The 18789-nt window shown below is 72.3% G+C and carries 14 protein-coding genes; 7 read left to right on the top strand and 7 right to left on the bottom strand.

What is annotated here, in order from left to right; all coding sequences use genetic code 11:
* Nucleotides 1-31 precede the first annotated feature (31 nt).
* The 3 genes from GTY96_RS04385 to GTY96_RS04375 all read left to right on the top strand — a co-directional run bounded on the left by GTY96_RS04385 (nucleotide 32) and on the right by GTY96_RS04375 (nucleotide 5223).
* Nucleotides 32-841 carry a hypothetical protein gene (locus GTY96_RS04385; RefSeq protein WP_143898740.1) on the top strand — a complete coding sequence of 270 codons (810 nt, stop codon included), beginning with the start codon at nucleotides 32-34 and terminating at the stop codon, nucleotides 839-841.
* A 162-nt stretch (nucleotides 842-1003) separates the two neighbouring features.
* On the top strand, nucleotides 1004-4597 hold the full coding sequence (locus GTY96_RS04380; RefSeq protein ID WP_161663930.1) for an annexin: 3594 nt from the start codon (nucleotides 1004-1006) through the stop codon (nucleotides 4595-4597).
* Nucleotides 4594-5223, top strand: coding sequence for a hypothetical protein (locus GTY96_RS04375; protein WP_161663929.1), 630 nt, complete (start codon nucleotides 4594-4596; stop codon nucleotides 5221-5223). Before GTY96_RS04380 ends, GTY96_RS04375 begins: the two co-directional genes overlap by 4 nt.
* 63 nt (nucleotides 5224-5286) lie before the next feature.
* On the opposite strand, the gene GTY96_RS04370 is transcribed toward GTY96_RS04375, so the two are convergent.
* From GTY96_RS04370 to GTY96_RS04355, 4 genes are all read right to left on the bottom strand, one after another.
* The gene (locus GTY96_RS04370) at nucleotides 5287-6159 is read right to left on the bottom strand and encodes an NAD-dependent epimerase/dehydratase family protein (RefSeq protein ID WP_161663928.1); all 873 of its coding nucleotides are present in this window, start codon (nucleotides 6157-6159) and stop codon (nucleotides 5287-5289) included.
* A 99-nt stretch (nucleotides 6160-6258) separates the two neighbouring features.
* Nucleotides 6259-7209 carry an HTTM domain-containing protein gene (locus GTY96_RS04365; RefSeq protein WP_161663927.1) on the bottom strand — a complete coding sequence of 317 codons (951 nt, stop codon included), beginning with the start codon at nucleotides 7207-7209 and terminating at the stop codon, nucleotides 6259-6261.
* Complete coding sequence (locus GTY96_RS04360) at nucleotides 7206-7754, bottom strand: hypothetical protein (protein ID WP_161663926.1); 549 nt, start codon at nucleotides 7752-7754, stop codon at nucleotides 7206-7208. Before GTY96_RS04360 ends, GTY96_RS04365 begins: the two co-directional genes overlap by 4 nt.
* 3 nt (nucleotides 7755-7757) lie before the next feature.
* Complete coding sequence (locus GTY96_RS04355; RefSeq protein ID WP_143898735.1) at nucleotides 7758-8225, bottom strand: hypothetical protein; 468 nt, start codon at nucleotides 8223-8225, stop codon at nucleotides 7758-7760.
* Nucleotides 8226-8381: 156 nt separating this feature from the next.
* Here GTY96_RS04355 and GTY96_RS04350 point away from each other — a divergent pair, with 156 nt between their 5' ends.
* From GTY96_RS04350 to GTY96_RS04335, 4 genes are all read left to right on the top strand, one after another.
* The gene (locus tag GTY96_RS04350) at nucleotides 8382-8888 is read left to right on the top strand and encodes an Mpo1-like protein (RefSeq protein WP_143898734.1); all 507 of its coding nucleotides are present in this window, start codon (nucleotides 8382-8384) and stop codon (nucleotides 8886-8888) included.
* Nucleotides 8889-9312: 424 nt separating this feature from the next.
* The gene (locus tag GTY96_RS04345; protein ID WP_143898733.1) at nucleotides 9313-9663 is read left to right on the top strand and encodes a DUF3175 domain-containing protein; all 351 of its coding nucleotides are present in this window, start codon (nucleotides 9313-9315) and stop codon (nucleotides 9661-9663) included.
* A 283-nt stretch (nucleotides 9664-9946) separates the two neighbouring features.
* Nucleotides 9947-12199, top strand: coding sequence for an RCC1-like domain-containing protein (locus tag GTY96_RS04340; protein ID WP_235685311.1), 2253 nt, complete (start codon nucleotides 9947-9949; stop codon nucleotides 12197-12199).
* 131 nt (nucleotides 12200-12330) lie between these two features.
* Nucleotides 12331-13506, top strand: a complete 1176-nt coding sequence (locus tag GTY96_RS04335; protein WP_268903912.1) for a serine hydrolase domain-containing protein — start codon at nucleotides 12331-12333, stop codon at nucleotides 13504-13506.
* Nucleotides 13507-13515: 9 nt separating this feature from the next.
* Here GTY96_RS04335 and GTY96_RS04330 read toward each other — a convergent pair whose 3' ends face one another.
* From GTY96_RS04330 to GTY96_RS04320, 3 genes are all read right to left on the bottom strand, one after another.
* Nucleotides 13516-14106 carry an SRPBCC family protein gene (locus GTY96_RS04330; RefSeq protein WP_161663923.1) on the bottom strand — a complete coding sequence of 197 codons (591 nt, stop codon included), beginning with the start codon at nucleotides 14104-14106 and terminating at the stop codon, nucleotides 13516-13518.
* 149 nt (nucleotides 14107-14255) lie between these two features.
* Complete coding sequence (locus GTY96_RS04325; RefSeq protein WP_161663922.1) at nucleotides 14256-15557, bottom strand: acetamidase/formamidase family protein; 1302 nt, start codon at nucleotides 15555-15557, stop codon at nucleotides 14256-14258.
* 54 nt (nucleotides 15558-15611) lie between these two features.
* Nucleotides 15612-18683, bottom strand: a complete 3072-nt coding sequence (locus tag GTY96_RS04320; RefSeq protein WP_161663921.1) for an aminotransferase class I/II-fold pyridoxal phosphate-dependent enzyme — start codon at nucleotides 18681-18683, stop codon at nucleotides 15612-15614.
* Nucleotides 18684-18789 lie beyond the last annotated feature (106 nt).

The raw sequence follows: 18789 nt of genomic DNA, 5'->3' as shown, positions 1-18789 counted from the left end.
GCGACGCGGTCATGCACCCCATCAGCCTCTCTTGCTGCGCCCCCTGTTCGGCGGGGTGCAACGCATTGGCATGCGCTCGGAGAGCACCACCACGCTGCGCGACGCGGGCCGGACCAGGCCCGGGCCTTCGCTTCCAGGCGTCCAGATGGTGATGGTCGCGGAGGTGCTGCGGGTGCTCCCGGACGGCACCGCGCGCTACCGCTTCACGCTGGAAGAAGTGGACCTGCTCGTCGCCGCGCGCACGCCCGTGCGCGCCGTGGAGGCGGCCCGCGCGCAGCTCGCGCCCCTGCCGGGATTGAAGGGCGAGGGGCAGGTGGGCCCCCACGGCCGCTCCACCGGCTTCGAGTGGAAGCTGCCGCCGGACCTCTCCGCGCCCGTGCGAGGCCAGATGCAACAGATGGCGGACCTGCTCAAGGACCTGGGCACCTTCCTGCCCACCGAACCCGTGGGGCTCGGGGCCCGGTGGGAACAGCAGGGCGTGGGGAGCGGAGCGCTCACCGGGGCCACCACGCGCGTGGAGCTGCGCAGCCTGGAGCGCCAGTCCGTGGGCCTGCGCCTCCAATGGGAGACGCCGCGCACGCCCCAGCCGGTGCCCGCCTCGCTCCGCACCCCCAACGGCGGAGAGACGATGCACACGGAGGCCAAGGGTCACGGAGGCTGCCTGCTCGCCCTGGACCGGCTGTGGCCCGTCCAGTTGGAGTTGGACGTGGAGTCCCACGTCGCCCTGCGCGCCGGGGCCCAGGAGGCGCCCCGCCGCTTCGATGGCTTCACCACGTCCCGGCTCCGCGTCCGGGAGCTGTCTTTCACCCCACCCCGCCTGCGCGCCACGCGCACCGTGTAGGCAGACACCCACTGTAATTCCTACCCATCGGGGGCCATCCGAAACCCTGGGGTGGGTCGGTGCGATAATCTGAAAAGGATTGCACCCGGTGGCGGGGGACGCCGCGGTTCCAGGGCGCCAGCATTTGGACCCACCGAGCGCAGAAGTCTTCGGAGACAGACGATGGCGATCGACGGTCCTCGCAACAACGGCGTTCAGCGCACGCTCCCGCAGCAGCCCCAGGCCCCCGCGCCGCCTCCGCCCCCACCTCCCCCTCCCAAGCCTCCGCAGCGGGACCGCTCCTCCTTCGAGCGTCCCCAGGCCCGGACTGGCCCGTCGCTGGGCACGCCCACCCCGCCCGCGACCGCCAGCACCGTCGCCGGTCCCCAGGTCGCGGCCACGCCTCCCGCGCCGGCCCCCGCGCCCGCCGCGCCGTCGTATACGCAGGCCCAGGCGGACAAGGACGCCAGCGCCCTGCGCGAGGCCATGGAAGGGGGCCTCACCGGCTGGGGCACCGACGAGGACAAGCTCTTCCAGACGCTGGAGGGCAAGAGCCCGGAGCAGCTGGCGATGATCCGCCAGAGCTACCAGGACCACTACGGCAAGAACCTGGATGAGACCATCCGGGGCGAGCTGAGCGGCTCCGACTGGCAGCGCGCGGAGGGCATGCTCCAGTCCAACACCGCGAAGAGCGACGCGGTCAACCTCCAGTCGGAGATGGACAGCCTCTTCGGCACCAACGAGGACATGCTCAAGGTGCTGGAGAAGCGCGCCCCGGAGGAGCGCCACGCCATCGCCCAGCAGTTCGCGGAATTGAACGGCGGCACCGCGCCGGGCCAGACGCCCGAGGACTTCCTGCTGTCCCGCCTGGGACGCGAGATGGACGGCGCCCAGCTGGAGCGGGCCCGGAGCATGCTCGGCGCGGGACAGGCCACGAACCCCGCGGAGGCCACGGCGCTGGAGGCCCAGGCGCTCAAGGCCGGCCTGGAAGAGGACATGGCCGGCTGGGGCACCGACGAGGGCCGCCTCTTCGAGCGCCTGGAGAAGGCCACCCCCGAGCAGCGTCAGATCCTCGCGCAGGACGAGGGCCTGAAGGCGAAGCTCAAGGACGACCTGTCCACGGAGGAGTACGACCGCGCCATCGGCATGCTGCAGGGCAACCCGGCCCAGGCGGACGCGGCCCGGCTGCGCGAGGCGATGGGCGGCTTCTTCGGCGCGGACGAGAGCGGCGTGCGCGACATCCTGCAAGGCAAGACGCCCGACCAGCTCACCGCCATCAAGGCCGAGTACCAACGCCAGACGGGCCAGTCCCTGGAGGACCAGGTCCGCCAGTGGGACGGCGGCGACCGCGACGTCACGCTGCGCATGCTCAACCCGCCCGCGGCCGACGACGCGCAGGGGCAGGCGGAGGCCGCCGCGGAGAAGCTGTTCCTGGCCATGGACGGCCTGGGCACGGACGAGGACGCCATCCGCTCGGTGCTGAGCGGCAAGTCCAAGGAAGACCTCAACGCCATCTCCGCCGCCTACCAGCAGAAGTACGGCAAGGACCTGCGCTCGGAGCTGGACAGCGAGCTGGACGGCCGCGACGAGCTGGAGCTGCTCAAGCAGGACTTCGACCTGGGCGCCATCGACCCCAACGACCCCAACGCCGCGCAGGAGCGCGTGCGGCGCCTGCGCGAGGTCCAGGCCAACGAGTCGGGCCTGGGCGTCAGCCTGCTGGACGGAGTGCAGCACCTGACCAAGGGCGAGTCGGACAACGACATCCTCGACCGCAACCTGGGCCGCGCGGAGCAGTCCCTCCAGACAGGGGATACCCAGCGCGCGCAGACGTTGACGGGCTACGCCACGGAGGACGTCAAGGCGCTCCAGGCGGGCAAGGACTCGCTGGCGGAGACCACGGCCACCGTGGCCGTCGTCGCCGTCACCACCGCGGCCGTCATCGCCACGGGCGGCGCGGCCACGCCGCTGGCCATCGCCGGATACGCGGCGGCGGGGGCCACGACGCGCGCGGTGACGTACGCCGCCATCCAGGGCGACGCCGCCGGGGCGCAGGACCTGAGCCGCCAGGCGCTCATCGGCGCGGTGGAGGGCGGCACGGCGGTCATCCCCGTGGGCAAGGGCGCCAGCGCCATCACGGGCGGCACCCGCGCCGCGGCCACCACCGTCACGGAGGCCGCGGCCCGCACCGCGGTGAAGGAGACGGCGGAGAGCGGCGTGAAGACCGCCATCAAGCAGGGCATGAAGGAAGGCGCCTTCGGCGGCGCGGCCGGTGGCGCCGTCGACGCGGCCACCCAGCGCGAGACGTGGCAGGACGGCGCCCTCAAGGGCCTGGGCCGCGTGGCCACCCGCGCGGCGACGGACGGCACCGTGGGCGCCATCACGGGCGGCGCGGTCAGCGGCGGCTTCGCCAAGGGCGCGGAGCTGCTCAAGCCGCGGGAGATCCCCGTCCTGCGCAACCCGGACCTGCCGGGCAACACCACCCAGGTGCGCTACGACAACGGCCGGGTGCGCATCGAGGCGGGGCCGCACGCCACGCCCGCGGACATCGCGGCGCACCAGGAGACGGCCCGCCTGCTCCAGAAGTACGAGGGGCCCACCGGGCAGATCCGCCAGCTCAAGGACCGCGTCCAGCAGGCCCTCACGCGCACGCCGGGCTACGGCACGCAGGGCTTCGAGTCGAAGCTGGAGGTGCAGAAGCTCAAGAACATCCTGGGCGGCCTGGAGGCGGCGCAGAAGAGAATCGACGACAGCATCGCGGGCATGAGCGGCAAGCCCACCGCGGCCACCGTCGCGGAGCGCGCGGCGCTCCAGCGGGACATCGCCAACGTCGAGTTCCAGATTGAGTTCCACGCCCAGAAGCTGAACTCGCTCGCGCCGGGGACGGGCTCGGTGGCGATGCACGGCCAGACGGGCGCGGTGCCGGACTGGCCGGGCGTGGGCACGACGGTGAACAGCCAGCTGGCCGTGACGCCCCCCGCGCAGGCCCCCATGAACGCGGCGGAGCACGCCGCCATCAACAACCCGCGCGCCCCCACGGAGACGAAGGCCGAATACAAGGCCCGCGTGAGCGAGGGCCACCGCGCGTACGCCGAGCGCACCTACGACCCGAAGCTCCGCACCCAGGCCGAGCTCAACCAGGACATCAAGCCCGGGCCCTACACCCGGGAGGATCCGACCACGGGGCAGAAGGTCCCCGTCGAGACGAACCAGTACGCCAAGGTGCGCGCGGAGAAGGCCCAGGCGGAGATGCTCCGCCGGGGCGTCATCCGCGATCAGCAGCTGGCCGCGGCGTACCCGAATGGCCCCGTCCTCGACGTGGCCGCCAACGACCTGGCGCACGGCACCGCCCACAACGCGCACACGGTCGACCGGCACGGCGCCTCGGTGCCCACCTCCGTCGCGGACGCGCCGCCGGGGGCCCGCAGCATCGAGAGCCGCGTCACCACGGGCGACGGCTGGAACAAGGCGGAGCCCCTGTCGTTCCAGTGGGAGAGCGACGCGACGATGAACGCGACCCTCAACCAGTACGTCGCCGACAACTGGCCCCGCATCCGGACCGAGCTGGCCCTGGAGGGCGTCAGCGACAACCTGGACATCCCCGTCCCCACCGGGACGAAGGTGGGCAAGGGCTTCAAGGGCGTGGAGGATCCAACGACAGGCACCAGGCGGGCCGTCCCGCTGGACGCGACCCACTACAACATCCGGCTGCGCCTGCTCGACGGCACCCCGCCGCAAGTGGTGGTATTGACCGCCTTCCCCGGTAACAAGAACCCATGAACGCCGACCCCAAGGCAGCCGCCACCTTCGAACAGCTCCAGGCTCGGATGGAGGCCCTCCAGAAGGCGCCCGCGCTCGAGAAGGCGCGCACCTTCCTGAAGGCCTACTGCGCCCCCAACTCGGGGCTGGAGGAGGTGGAGGAGCAGGTCCAGCACGCGCTCGGCTTCAACAGCATCCCGCTGTGGACGGGGCTGGAGGGGCTGGAGACCCTGCTCGCCGACAAGGCGACCCCCGCCGCGACGCTGGTGGCGCTGGTGCGCGAGGACGCGAAGCGCCAGGAGCTGCCGGCCACGGCCGACGCCGCCCGGGACTACCTGGGCAAGGTCGTGGGCCTGCTGCGCAAGCACCTGCCCACCCGGCCCGAGGGCGAGGGCGTGGTCAGCTTCAGCATCGACGACGTCTACAACCTGCGCGACCCCTCGGGGAAGCTGGAGCGGCTGCGCTGCATCGACGTGGTGGGCGTGGGGACGGAGAGCTTCGCGGTGCTCGTGCCGGAGCATGCCAGCGAGGACAAGGGCCCCTTCACGGTCTACCGCTACCGCGCGGTGCTCGGGCAGCCCTTGAGCTACGAGCGCGTGACGGACGCGGGCGTCGTCGCTCGGGTTCTCAAGGCGGCCCGGAGCTGAGGTCCGGGCCGCGGTGCCGCCGCCCATCGGCCTCGGGGGCCGGTGCGCGGCGGGGGTCCTGCATCAGCGCCGCGCGTACGAGCCGGCGCGCAGGTCCTCCAGGAGGCCGGGCCCCCGGGGTGCCCAGCCCAGCAGCTTCTCCGCCTTCTGGGAGGTGAACTGCTGATCCAACGCCAGCGCGTCCGCGAACGGGCCGAACTGCTTCCGGGCCTCCTCCAGGGGCCACGCGACGGTCTTCCCGGCCACGCCAGCGGCCTCGCTCGCGGCGGCGGCGGCGTCCTTCACCTTCACCGCCGGGCCCTGCGTGGCGATGAGGACGGTGCCCGCGGGGGCCTTCTCCACGGCGCGCACGTAGAGGTCCGCCAGGTCCTCCACGAACACCACCGGCCAGTGGTTCTCACCGGTGCCCACGTAGCGGACGGCGCCGCCCTCCTTCGCGGACGCGACGAGCATCGCGGGGATGCCGGTGCCGTGGCCGTAGACGACGCCCGGGCGGATGACGATGCCGCGCACGCCCGGCGTGCTCAGGGCGCGCCGCTCCACGGCCGGACGCCAGGAGACGATGGGCGTGGCGTTCAGCGGGGACTCCTCCGTGGCGACGCCGCGCGTGTCCCCGTGCACCCAGACGCCGCTCGTGTAGAGGAACGCCTTGTTCGTGCCTTGGAGCGCGTCCAGCACCGCCGCAACGGCGGGCGCGTCCACGGCCTCGCTGTTGGCCGTGGCCGTCCAGATGACCGCGTCCAGGTCCTTCACCAGGGCGGCCAGCCCCGCGGTGTCCTTCAGGTCGCCCGTCACCGCCTGGACGCCCCGGGCCGCGAGCTTGCCGCGCGCCTCCTCCGAGCGCGCCAGCCCCAGCACCTGGTGGCCGGCCCGCTCGAGCGCCTCCACCACCGCCCCGCCGATGTAGCCCGTCGCACCAGTCACCAGAATCTTCATGGTCCGCCTCTCCTCCCGTTCGGGTCGCGCCCCCGCTCATGCTCCCGGGCCTCCAGCGGGTCAACCCGGAATGCGCCAGAGGTCCAGAACCTGAAACGGTCAGGCCGCCTCGGTGGTCAGGAGCGGGGCCTCCGGGTGCGACTCCGGGGGCGCGTCCTTCGCGGGCGCGGCCTCGGTCCGCCACTCCCAGGCGAACGCGGCCAGGTTGAAGGCCATCATCATCAGGGAGAAGAGCCACAGCCGCAGACAGACGGCGATGCCCGCGTGCAACGCCAGCGTGGCCAGGAGCCAGTGACGGCGCAGCCGGGGGACCCAGATCATCCCGGCGTAGCCCACCTCGATGACGAGCGTGCCCCAACACGCCAGCTGCGCGACGACCGGGTACGACGCCAGCCACGAGAAGTCGAAGACGCGGAACTGCGGCTGCATCAGCGCGCGCCAGAGGGCCTCGCCGTTCCACCACTGGGGGCCCTGCGCCTTGGCGAGGCCGGTGTCCAGGTAGATGAAGCACAGGTGCAGCTGCAACGTGCGCTGCGCCACGCGGGCCCGCGAGGACAGGCCCGTGAGGACGCGGCCCGCGCGCGCGTCCAGCGACCAGCGGCCCGCGGACGGCATGAACGCCAGATAGAAGAAGAGGACGTGGAGGATGGTGTCCACGCCGTAGAGCGACAGCGTCGCGTTCGCGGACGTGATGCCGTGCGTGACCCACGTGAGCACCGCGAAGAAGCGCGTGCGGTAGCCCACCAGCAGGCCCACGAGCCCCACCGCGTAGAGGACGAAGACGCCGTAGAGCGTGGTCATCGCGCTGACGCCCAGCGGGGCCAGCAGGATGCCCAACCGGCCCAGGCTCGGCGCCCAGTCCCCCGCGCTCATGTCGGTGATGACCCACTGGACGAGGCCGAAGTTGCCGTAGAGCGCGGGCAGGTGCGGCCAGAGGATGACCAGCTGCGTGAGGGCGATGGTCGCGACGGCCAGGCGCAGGAAGGCGAGCGCGTCGGGAGCGGCCGGCTCCAACCAGAAGCGGCGCAGGAGGGAAGGGACGCGGTTCATGGCGTGGACTCGGGGGCCGGGCCGTCGCGACGGTCGAAGGTCCCGGTGTAGTTGAGGGTCCAGTCCGGCCGCTTCCCTGCCGCCCAGGCCCGCATCGGCGGAAGCACGTAGGACTGCGTGACGACGGTGACGCGGGAAGCCTCTGGATGCACTCCCAGCATCACCGCCGCCCACGACTGGGCCAGCACATCCTGCACCTTCTGACTGGAGCGCAGGCTGGAGGCGACGATGCATTGGTAACGGAGCCCCACCTCCAGCTCCCCGGACTCCAGGGACTGGAACAGCGTGCTTCCGTCGCGCAGCTCCAGGAAGAAGCCGGTCCGCGTGTCGCTGGAGACCGCGGGCGCGAAGAAGCGGTAGTCGCTGACGACGCCGGACAGGCCCTTGTAGGTCCGCACGCCGCGGTCGAACGCGGTGTCCGAGTTCCCTCGGGAGAGGTCCGTCCAGATGAAGGCGCTCACCGCGGCCAGATGCAGCACCGCGACGCACGCCCACACGCCCGCGGGGCGCTCATCGCCCACGGGCCGGGATGGGGGGGTCCGCATGGGCTACCTCAGGAACTGGTAGCTGTTGGGAGTGATGTTCGCGAGCACGGCTTCAATGGCCAGCGCGGCGCGCTCCGACTTGGCGCCCGAGGCCGTCTGCGACGCGTTGTTGGGGTCCATCACCAGCCCCATGATGTTCGCGTCCTCGTTGAGGACGACGTTCTGGGCGCTCGCCATCCGCCGCACGTAGGCGATGGGCAGCGACCCATAGAGGCGCGACCCGTTGACGACGCCCCGGGCCGAGAACGTGGGCAGCCGGACGTAGAACGTGTCCGAGGACACCGTGCGAATCTGCGCGACGATGCTGTCCACGTCCGCCTGGGTGAAGTCGTGGGTCAGCGTGCGGGTGGAAACGGACGCGAAGCTGATGGCGCTGGTCAGCGCGAGGCCGACGGTGGCGGCCGCGGCGACCTTGAAGCCCACGCCACGGAACGCGCGGCGCAGGACGCTGGGAGACAGGAGGGTTTTCATCGGGGAGTGACCTTCAGGGTGAGGGCAGCGGTGAACGGCGTGCTGCCCCTGGGTTACGCCCCGGTGCAAAATTATTCTCGGGCCCGGGGTGTCCCCCGACCGCGAACCCCCATGGGGAGAGGCATCCCGGACGCGGATGGCCTAGCCTGGGGGCCCATGAGCTTCGCCGACAAGATGCGCGTCTGGATGCCCCTGCACGAGAACGGCGTCAGCCGCGCCGTGCACTTCCTGGGGGCCTACCTCTTCACCTTCGCGCTGCTGGTCCCCCTGTGCTGGGTGCGGGTGCCCGGCCTTCCCGTCACCGCCGCGCACCTGCTGGTGGCCGCGGTGGCGCTGTACGCCGTGACGCTGGAATGGACCGCGGGCCTGCTGATGGCGGTGCCCCTGGTCCCCACGCTGCTGGCCGCCGAGGCGGTGGCGGGGCTGCCCACCGGGACGGCCGCGGGCGTGGCGGTGGGCGTCATGGTGGTTCGCTTCGCGCTGGTGGTGGGCGCGCACGTCGTCTTCGAGAAGAAGACCCACGGCCTGTCCCTGGGCGGTCCGCTGCTCTTCTTCATCGAGCCGGTGTACCTGCTCACGCTGGTGCTCTTCGGACTGGGCTTCAAGCAGGACCTGCGCGCTCGCGTGACGTCCGCGGAGCCCGGGCTGGCCGCCGGACACTGAGCGGGCGGGCGCACCGGCGGGTGACGCCGGCGCGGCAGGGCTTTGATTCCCGTCCCCCCGGGGGTCGATGCGCGATGGCCCCGAACCGGACCCGCTGAAGGGTCCGGCCGGACGCCGCGGAGCCCAGGACGCCACCCGCGGGACGGCGTGCCGGACGGGAGGCAAGCAACAGAGCGAGGCACCCCCACCACCTGGGAAGGCTCCGGCCAGACCCATGTGACGAGGCGGCGCCCGGGGAACGCGCCAGAACCCATCCGCGGGGGAGTGGAGCGACGCCTTGCCTGTGCATGAAGCGTCCTCACCTTTGGGACAGCACCCGAACCCCTTGGGAGGAATGAATGCCTGGCGAACAGACCGTGGAGCAGGCCCGGGAGGACCCGCGCGAGGGCAAGAGCACCCCGACCCGGGCGGGGAGGTAGCCACGATGGCCTCCGTGACGAAGAAGCCGCGCGGCCACACCGCCCCCCGGAAGCGGCCGTCCACCGCGAAGCGCTCCACGGCGAAACGGCGCTACTGGTCCGCGGAGGTGACGGCGCACAGCAACGCGATGAAGTTGGAGGACCGGGTCTTCACGCGGTCCCCGAAGCAGATCGCCCGCTCCGTGAAGCGCTCCGCCGAACGCAGTGACCGGCTCAAGGCCTCGCCCTTCCAGTCGGCCATGTCGATGCTGTCGTTCTACGGCAACCGCGCGGGGAAGAACCTCCCGGCCTCGCGCAAGCGCGCGCTCCAAGAGGCCAAGGCGGAGCTGCGCAGGCTGTACCACCGGCCGCCCTGACGCCTCCCGTGGAACGCCGACGGCGGGCGCGAGCCCCCCATGGAGCTGGCGGGACAGGGGCCCTCGCGAGGCCTCGCTCCGGTGCCCACGGAGGGAGCCGGTGTCGTCTGGCCTGAGCTGTCTGGCATTGCATGTCGTCCATCGAACACCCATGCCGTGAAATCCACACAGACCTTCCGTGAATTACGAGATGGGCACGTTTGAGCGGGGGGGTGTGCCTGAAGGGCCTGCTGGATGCCCGGCAACACCATCCACGAACATGGGAGACGAGATGCGTTCAAGGATGCGCCTGGAGTTGTTCCGATGGTGGGGAGCCTGGTTGTCATTGCTGCTGGGAATGGCCTGGAGCCCGGCCCTGGCGGCGGACGGCACCGTGGGGAAACAGGGGGCCGACGCGGCGTCGCGCACCGCGTTCTCCGGCCGCATCGCCGCGAACGTGAGTCACTCACTGGCCATCCGTCCGGATGGAACCGTGTGGGCCTCCGGATACAACAGCCAGGGGGAGCTCGGAGATGGCACCCGCCTCCAGCGCGTGAACCCGGTCCAGGCCTCGGGACTGAGCAGCGTGGCGGCGGTGGCGGCCGGCCGGAACTTCTCTCTGGCCCTCCGCTCGGATGGCACGGTGTGGGCCTGGGGCAGCAACACGTACGGGCAGCTGGGCATGGGTGACACGGCGTCCCGGCTGGTACCGACCCAGATCCCGGGACTGGGGAGCGTGGTGTCCGTTTCCGCCGGAGACAACCATGCCCTGGCGGTGCGCTCGGACGGGACCGTGTGGACCTGGGGCTACAATGGCTACGGCAACCTGGGGAATGGCACCACGACGTCGCGCTCGACGCCGGGGCAGGTGCCCGGGCTCGCCAATGCGTTGATGGGGGTGACGGGCAGCTACCACTCGCTGGTGTTGCGCGCGGATGGGACGCTCTCCGCCTGGGGATGGAACCACCGCGGGCAGCTCGGGGACGGCACCCAGGTGGACCGCGCCTCTCCTGTCTCCGTCGCGGGGATGACAGGCGCCGTGTCTGTTTCGGCGGGCTCATACCATTCGCTGGCGGTTCGTTCGGATGGCTTCGCGTGGTCCTGGGGCGACAACAGCAACGGCTCGCTGGGGACGGGTTCCTCGACGTTGGCCTTCAGCGCGGTGCCGGTGCGGGTCGCTTCGCTCGACGGGGTCGTGTCGGTCTCGGCGGGCCAATCCCACTCGCTGGCGGTGCGTTCGGACGGCACGGCGTGGGCCTGGGGTGACAACTATTGGGGCCAGCTGGGTGACGACAGCCGGTCGTCCCGCAACACCCCGGTCGCGGTCCAGGGGCTGACAGGCGTGGTGGCGGTGGCCGCGGGGGTCTCCCATTCGCTGGCGGCGCGCTCGGACGGGACGCTGTGGGCGTGGGGGTACGGCGGGGGCGGCGTCCGAGGCGACGGCACGGACTACCGCCGCCCGGTGCCAGTGCCCGCGACGGGGCTGAGCGGCGTGACCCGGGTGGCGGCGGGTGACGCCCATGCGCTGGCGGTCCGCTCCGACGGCAGCGTCTGGGCCTGGGGCTCCAACCGCGCGGGCCAGTTGGGCGATGGGACCCGCTCCAACCGCAGCGCGCCTTTCGCCGTGGCGGGGATCACGAGCGCGAAGGCGGTGGCCGCGGGCGCGGGCCACTCCGTGGCGCTCCGCTCGGATGGCACGGTGTGGACGTGGGGCGCGAACGACTGGGGACAGCTGGGGGACGCCACGGCGGGAGGGCGCAATGTCCCCGCGCAGGTCCCGGGCCTGGGAGGCGTGCTGTCGGTGGCCACCGGCAGCCACCACGTGCTCGCGCTCCGCTCGGATGGCACGGTGTGGGCCTGGGGCTTCAACATCTATGGCGCCCTAGGGGACGGCTCCACCACGGCGCGCTCCGCTCCGGTGCAGGTGGTGGGCCTGACCAACGTGGTCGCCGTGGCGGCGGGGATATACCACTCGCTGGCCCTGCGCTCGGACGGCACGGTGTGGGCCTGGGGCGGTAACTTCTCCGGACAGGTGGGCGATGGCAGCACGACGCACCGCCTGACGCCCGTGCGGGTGACGGGGCTGGCGGACGTGTCGTCCCTCAGCGCCCGGGGCTTCACGTCCATGGCGGTGCGCTCCGGAGGGACGCTCTGGGGCTGGGGCGAGAACGATTACGGACAGCTCGCGGACGGCACCCAGAACTCCCACCGCGTCCCCACACAGGTCCCTGGGTGGACCGGAGGCGGCGTCGTCGCGCAGGGCAGCTATCACGGGGTGGCGGCTCGCTCGGATGGGTGGGTGTTCGCGTGGGGCACCGACGATGCCGGATCGCTGGGCACCGGGGCCCCGCCGGACGCGTACGCGTTGGCGCCCGTCACGGTGTTGGTGAACAGCCTGTCCGTCTTGACGGCGACGTCCGTTGCCGCGGGCGAGAGCTTCTCGCTGGCGCTGCGCAGCGATGGCACGGTCTGGGCCTGGGGCGTCAATTCCGACGGCCAGCTCGGCAGTGGGCGTCCCCTGACCCTCACGGTGCCGATGCGCTCCCTGCTCTACTGACACATCCCGCGGAGGCCTCCGAACGGGGGGCCTCCGCCGCCGCGCGACGGGCCCTTCGTCGCCACATTCCTCTCGGGTCCTCCATGAACACGCCCCCCACCCGCGGTTTCTCTCAGACACGGCTCGCGGACATGACGACCGCCCTGCGCGGCCACGTGGAGCGAGGGGACCTGCCCGGGCTCGTCGCCCTGGTCGCGCGCGGAGACGCCGTGCACGTCGCCGCGCTGGGCACGCAGGGGCTCACCACCTCCAGCCCACCCATGCGGCGCGACACCCTCTTCCGCGTCGCGTCCATGGCCAAGCCCCTGACGGCCGTGGCCACGCTGTTGCTGGTGGAGGAAGGGAAGCTCGCGCTCGACGGTTCCGTGGACCGGTGGCTGCCGGAGTTGGCGGACCGGCGCGTCCTGCGCAGGCCGGACAGCCCGCTCGAAGACACCGTCCCCGCGAAGCGGGCCATCACCGTGCGCGACCTGCTCACCCTGCGCTGGGGCCTGGGCGCGGTGATGGCGCCGCCCGGCACCTACCCCATCCAGGAGGCGATTCGCGAGGCGCGGGTGTCCGCCGGGTTCCAAGCCATCACCGACCCGCCGGATGAGTACATGCGGCGGATGGGCACCCTGCCGCTCATCCATCAGCCGGGGGAGCGCTGGATGTATCACACCGGCTACGAGGTCCTGGGCGTCCTGGTCGCGCGCGCCTCCGGCATGCGCTTCGATGACTTCCTGCGCGAAAGGCTCTTCGTGCCGCTGGCCATGAAGGACACCGCGTTCAGCGTGCCCGTGGAGAAGCGGGGCCGGCTGTCCACCGCCTATGCACGCGACCCGGGAACCGGGCGGCTCGAGGCCTGGGACGAGCCCTCGAACAGCTTCTGGTCCCGCCCTCCCGCGTTCCCCTCCGGCGGTGGCCAGGGAGGACTGGTGTCCACGGCCGACGACTTCCTCGCGTTCGGCCGGATGCTGCTGAGCGCGGGCCGCCACGGCGACACCCGCCTCCTGTCGCCCGCGAGCATCGAGGCCATGATGACGGACCAGATTCCCTCGGAGCAGAAGGACGCCTCGCCCTTCTACCCCGGCTTCTGGGACGCGACGGGGTGGGGCTTCGGCGGCGCCGTCACCACGCGGCCGGATGGCATCTCTCCCACCGCCGGTCGCTATGGCTGGGGCGGTGGCTACGGCACCACCTTCTTCATCGACCCGCGGCAGGACCTGACGGCGCTGCTCCTGACCCAGCGGCGGGTGCAGGGCCCCGAGGAGGGAGCCCTGGCCCTGGAGTTCTCCAAGGACGCGTACCGGGCGCTGGAAGGCTGAAGCGCGGACTCAGAGCGCCGGAGCGGGCGTCGCCGCGGCGGCCTGGACGTTCGCGGGGGAAGCCGGGGCGCCAGTCCGCACGGCGGCGTCCAGGTTCACGAGCCCCTTCTCGAAGTCCTTGCCCACCAGCGTGTCCATGTTGATGACGAGCGACATCGCCTTGCCCATCAGGGTGTTGTCGCCATCCATGCTCCAGCGCACCCGCGTGCCGCCGTTCTCGGGGGTGAGCGTGAAGACCGTCTGGTTCGTGGCGGCGAACGGCTTGACGAACGTCAGCGTGAGGACGACGCGCTGCCCGGGCTGGCTCTCCGTGATGATCATGCTGCCTTCGCCCGCCGGACCTCCTCCGGCCCAGGAGAAGCGGGCGCCCGGCCCCTCGTCGGGCCCCTCGAAGGACTTGGTCAGGCCCGGGGTCAGCTCGAAGCGGTACGGGTTCCACGTGTCGAACCGGCGCAGGTCGTTGATCATCGCGAAGACGGCATCCGGCGAAGCGGCCACGTGCGCGTCGCGCTCCACGCGGAAGCGGTCCGGGCGGGTGGCGATGAAGGCGCCCAGCGCGGCGACGAGGATGAGGGCGGCGATTGCGAGCTTGATGGCCATGGAGGGGCTCCTGTTCCCGTGAAGTGAGGCTCCCGGGGTGAGCGGGAGGGTTCAGCTCCACGTCGAACGAGGGGCCGCGAAATCGACACGCCTGTTTCCGCCCCATTTTCCGCGCCGCCCCTCCCCCCGGTCTGCGCCGGGAGCGCAGGTCACTTCGCTGGGGGACGGAGGGCTTCGAGCCGGACCTTGTCGAGCTTCGCGGCGACCCCCACGCTGCGCCCCGCGAGGTTCGCGACGACGTACTGCACGGAGCTGCCCAGCACCTGCGCGCTCTCCGACAGGGTGAGCCCGTAGTCCTGCTCCAGCCACTGGGCCAGCCCCTGCGTCGCGGAGCGCAGCGCGTCGTCCAGCGCGCCGCCCTGCCCCAGCGCCATCAGGTGCGTGGGGGACTCCACCCGGGGCGTGGAGGGCGGCGGCTTGCCGTGGAGGACGTCCACGGTGAACTCGACGTCCATGGAGGTCTCCAGCGCGTACTGCGACGTCTCACCGTCGCCCTGCGCGGCGTGCGCGTCGCCCAGGTACAGCAGGGCCCCGGGCTGGGCCACGGGCAGGTAGACGGTGTTGCCCTCCACCACCTCGTTGAAGTCCATGTTGCCGCCGTAGCGGCCCGTGTCGCCGGTGGACAGCGGCGCGGAGCCGAAGCCCTGCGCCACCGCCATGCCGCCCAGCATGGGCCGCAGCGGCACGCTGAAGGCCTTCAGGCGCTCCGTCGGGGTCTCCGGCCTCGCGACGCCGCGCTCCAGGTCGAGCGTCCAGCGCACCGGCTTGCCCAGGCCCGCGGCCTTCGCGGCGAGCCCCGGCGTGAGGGCCCGGCCCACGATGCTGTCCAGGCTGTCCGCGAACGACCGGTTCGGCTTCAGGCGGCGGATGTGGATGGCCAGCGTGTCGCCGGGGTTCGCGGTGGCGATGAAGAAGGGGCCCGTCTGCGGATTGCCGAAGAGCGCGCGCGTGACGCCCTTCGCGTCCATGCCGCCGGAGTCGAGCGTCGAGGTCCGCACCGTGTCTCCCGGCCAGACCGTCAGCACCGGCAGGCGGTGGGCGGTGAACTCGTTGGACCAGGTGGTGGGCGTGAAGTCGTGCACGCGCGGAGGCCCCGCGGGGCGAACGGGAAGCAGCCGCGCCGTGAAGGCATGGGCCACCCGAGCCTTCGGGTTGTTGCTGTCCGGGTAGTCCGCGGTCCCGCGCAGCCCCTCGCTGCTCACCTTGCCGTCGAAGACGTAGGTCTGCTGGCGCGAGTCCGTGACGACGAAGTGGACGACGTTGCCCGCGCGCTCCCCTTCCAGCCGGTCCCCGTCGAGCTCCCCCGTCAGGCGCTTCCCGGCGCGCTCGAGCGTGAGGAGCTGGTAGGCGGGGTTGCCCCACAGGTCGGTCGTCACGAGCCAGGACTCGCTGGCCGCGAGCGCGCCGGCCGGAAGGCCGCAGAGGAGGAGGACGAGGAGTGAGCGGATCATCGGTCGGTGGAGTGTAGAGGGAACGACGCGGATCCGCTCGCCGCACGGGCCGTGTCAGCGCAGCCGCTTGCCGAAGGCGCGCAGCCGCTCGCGGGCCTTGAGCAGCTTCTCGCGCGGGATGGAGAACACCGCGCGCACGCGCTCCGCGTCGCCGCACCACGCTCCGCCGTTGAGCACCACGTGGGTGTGCGCGTAGATGACGCGGGGCAGGTTCTCCGGCGTGAGCGTCACCCCATCCACCGAACGCCCCAGCCAGGCTGTCATCCGCGGCGCGAGGAAGAGGCCCCCGGCCTCCGTGGCCTCCGCGCGGCCGTCGTCCGGCAGCGCCTCCGCCAGCAGCGCGCGCTTCTCCGCCAGGTCGCGCCGCATCCTCGCCAGATAGGCCCGCAGCGCCTTGTGCCTCGCCGGATAGAGCAGCTGTCCATCCGGCCCGCGAGCGTGGGCCGCGTACAGGTACGCCGCCGCGCGCGCCGTGGGCGTGTGCAGCACCCCCGGGGCGCTGTCGCGCAGCGCCGCCACCAGCGCCCGGTCCTTCGTCGCGAGCCACCCCACGCGCAGCCCTCCGGCCGCGAACTCCTTGGACAGCCCGCCCAAAAGCACCGTGCGCGCGCCGATGCCGGGCACCGCGCCCTCCAGCGTCACCGGGCTGTGCACCGTCTCCGCGGTGGGGTTCGTGAGGTTCACCAGCCCGAAGATTTCATCCGATACCCAGAGGCAGCGCTGCTCCACGACGTACGTCGCCAGCGCCATCAGCTCCTCGTGCGACAGGTAGTGGCCCGTGGGGTTCGCCGGCTGGGACAACACCACCGCGTCCGGCGCCCCACCCCGCGCGCGGCGAGACAGCAGCGCGCCGAGCGGCCCGGACTCCACGTCGCAGCCCGCCGCGAGGAACGTGGGCGCCAGCACCCCGTAGCAGGGGGTGACCAGGAACACGCGCGGCGCGCGGCCCAGCCGCTGGCGCAGCGCCACGCCCAGGTGGTGCATGAGGGGCCAGACGCCGGGCGCCACGACGACGTCCTCCGGGGCGTAGCGGGCCCCGCGCGTCTCCAGCAGGAAGGCCGCCACGGACTCGGCGAGCCCCGTCTGAGTGGCGTCCGCGCGCGGGGCGACGCCCGCCGCGATGAGCCCTTCCACCAGCGGCAGCGGCAACGGCCCCTCGTTCTCGCCGTAGTCCAGGCGCACCAGCTCCGGGTCGCCCTCGTGGAAGAAGCGCGGCGCGAACGCGGGCTCCTCCGCCAGCCGCGCGATGCGCTTCGCCCGGGGCAGCGGCACCTCTGGCGAGCGGGCCGGCGCGGGCGGCTCCGGCTCCGCGAAGGCCATGCGGAAGGCGAGCAGCTCCGAGAAGGTGCGCTCGTAGAACCACTCCGCCAGGACGCTGATGCGCGAGTACGTCACCTCCGCGGCCACCTCCAGGTCGGCGCGCAGGGGCTCGGGCACCGGGAGCAGCAGCGTCAGCTCCAGGTCCGGCCACACCGCGTTCTTGATGAGCCCGTACAGGATGACCAGGTTGGGCGCCTGCGGCGTGCGCGCGAGGAACTCGAAGAGCGTCCGCGGCTCCACCTCGCCGGTGATGTTGAAGAAGGCGCTCTCATCCAGCACCACCCAGATGCCGCGCCGGGCCGCCTCCGCCACGATGTCGCGCAGCACCGCCAGGTTGGTGCGCTCCCCCGGCTCCACCGTGAGGAGCACCGCCTTCACGTCGAAGGCGGTGAGCAGGCGGCGGATCTCCCCCAGCGCGTTGTGCGTCACGGTGGCGCGCACGCCCGCCTTGTCCAGCGCGCGGGCGTAGAGCGGGTGCAGGCTGCGCGACACCAGTACCGTGTCCCCCGGGTCGCACGTGGCGAGCAGGAACGAATACACGGCCTGCTCGCGCTCCGGCGCGACGAACAGCGAGTCCTCCGACAGCCTCAAGCCGAAGTGCCGGTCCAGGTAGCGCGCCACCAGCCGCCGGAAGGACGCGTCCCCGGCCTCGTGCGCGTAGGGCAGGTGCGGCGACTGCGACAGCCGCTCCGCGAGCGCCGTGACGAAGCCCAGCTGCTCCGGGGACGCGGCGCCCAGGTCCAGCTCCTCCTGGAGCGGCGCGATGCCCAGGGCGCGCAGCGACGCGCGCAGGGCCAGCGTCTCGCGGGGCTGCGACAGGTGGGCCTCCCAGACCGCCACCTCGTGCCAGATGGGGTGGCCCGCCTGGAGCCAGCCGAGCGCGGTCGCGGCGCGCAGCGGCTCCGGGCTGTGGGCCTCCATGAAGAACTCGAACTCCCGCCCGGTGCGCTGCTCCAGCGACACCAGCGGGCGGATGTCCGTGTCCGCCGCCTGCATCACCCGCCGGGCCACGCGCACGCGGGTGGTGAACCCGCGGCGGGTGAACATGCGCGCGATGATGGAGCGGCCCGGCCGGCCCGCCAGGTTGAGGAGCAGCCGCCCCCCGGGCAGCAGCCGCTCCGGCGCCTCGTCGAGCAGCCGCGCGATGAGCCCCAGGCCGAAGTGGTCCTCGTAGACGTTCTGGAGCGACGTGTAGTTGGACAGGTCCAACAGCGCCTGCTCATCCGCCTGCGCCAGCTCCGCGGGCAGCTCATCCCCGCGGAGCACCTGGGGGATGCACCCGACGATGAAGTCCCAGGCCGGGGCCTGCGGCAGGCCGCGCAGCAGGTCGCTCTCCCCGAAGGACAGCCGCGACACCAGCTGCTCGTCTCCGTTGAGCCACGCGTTGCAGAGCCCCACCGCCGGGGCCTGCGGGTTCAGGTCCAGGCCCCGGATGCGCGCCAGCCCCGTGAACTTCGCCAGCGCGATGCAGATCCACCCGGAGCCCGCGCCCACCTCCACCAGCTGCTTGCCGGCGTACTCGTCCAGGGGGACCTTCAGCAGCCCCTCCAGGAATGTGAAGGCCCACGCCTCCGGCGCGAAGATGGACGGGGGGATGAACAGCTCCAGCCGCTCCTGCGACGCGCCCACCGCCACCACCACCGACGCCAGCCGCAGGGGCGCCCCCTCCGGCTGACCGCGCGACAGCTCCGCCAGCTCGCGCAGCTCCACCAGCGCGCGGGGACGCTCCTCCGGGCGTGCCAGCGCCTCGGCGAGCGTACGCAACTGGACAAAGGCTTCACGAGGAGACGCGGGATAGGTGGCCATGGCGCGCCCGACTGTCCGGGCCCGGGTGCCCCCTGTCAACGACAGCCTGTCCCCAGGGGACTGACGCATCGCAGTATCGATTTACAGATTGTCATTACCAGTTTAC

The sequence above is a fragment of the Corallococcus silvisoli genome (assembly GCF_009909145.1).
In the GTDB taxonomy this organism is placed as follows: Bacteria; Myxococcota; Myxococcia; order Myxococcales; family Myxococcaceae; genus Corallococcus; species Corallococcus silvisoli.
This window is presented reverse-complemented; position numbering and strand designations above follow the sequence as displayed.

Excerpts from the sequence above, each read along its gene's own strand:
- GTY96_RS04370 (WP_161663928.1), bottom strand. The coding sequence starts at position 6,159 with ATGAAGATTCTGGTGACTGGTGCGACGGGCTACATCGGCGGGGCGGTG.
- GTY96_RS04325 (WP_161663922.1), bottom strand. The coding sequence starts at position 15,557 with ATGATCCGCTCACTCCTCGTCCTCCTCCTCTGCGGCCTTCCGGCCGGC.
- GTY96_RS04350 (WP_143898734.1), top strand. The coding sequence starts at position 8,382 with ATGAGCTTCGCCGACAAGATGCGCGTCTGGATGCCCCTGCACGAGAAC.
- GTY96_RS04355 (WP_143898735.1), bottom strand. The coding sequence starts at position 8,225 with ATGAAAACCCTCCTGTCTCCCAGCGTCCTGCGCCGCGCGTTCCGTGGC.
- GTY96_RS04320 (WP_161663921.1), bottom strand. The coding sequence starts at position 18,683 with ATGGCCACCTATCCCGCGTCTCCTCGTGAAGCCTTTGTCCAGTTGCGT.
- GTY96_RS04365 (WP_161663927.1), bottom strand. The coding sequence starts at position 7,209 with ATGAACCGCGTCCCTTCCCTCCTGCGCCGCTTCTGGTTGGAGCCGGCC.
- GTY96_RS04375 (WP_161663929.1), top strand. The coding sequence starts at position 4,594 with ATGAACGCCGACCCCAAGGCAGCCGCCACCTTCGAACAGCTCCAGGCT.
- GTY96_RS04330 (WP_161663923.1), bottom strand. The coding sequence starts at position 14,106 with ATGGCCATCAAGCTCGCAATCGCCGCCCTCATCCTCGTCGCCGCGCTG.
- GTY96_RS04380 (WP_161663930.1), top strand. The coding sequence starts at position 1,004 with ATGGCGATCGACGGTCCTCGCAACAACGGCGTTCAGCGCACGCTCCCG.
- GTY96_RS04345 (WP_143898733.1), top strand. The coding sequence starts at position 9,313 with ATGGCCTCCGTGACGAAGAAGCCGCGCGGCCACACCGCCCCCCGGAAG.
- GTY96_RS04360 (WP_161663926.1), bottom strand. The coding sequence starts at position 7,754 with ATGCGGACCCCCCCATCCCGGCCCGTGGGCGATGAGCGCCCCGCGGGC.
- GTY96_RS04335 (WP_268903912.1), top strand. The coding sequence starts at position 12,331 with ATGACGACCGCCCTGCGCGGCCACGTGGAGCGAGGGGACCTGCCCGGG.
- GTY96_RS04340 (WP_235685311.1), top strand. The coding sequence starts at position 9,947 with ATGCGCCTGGAGTTGTTCCGATGGTGGGGAGCCTGGTTGTCATTGCTG.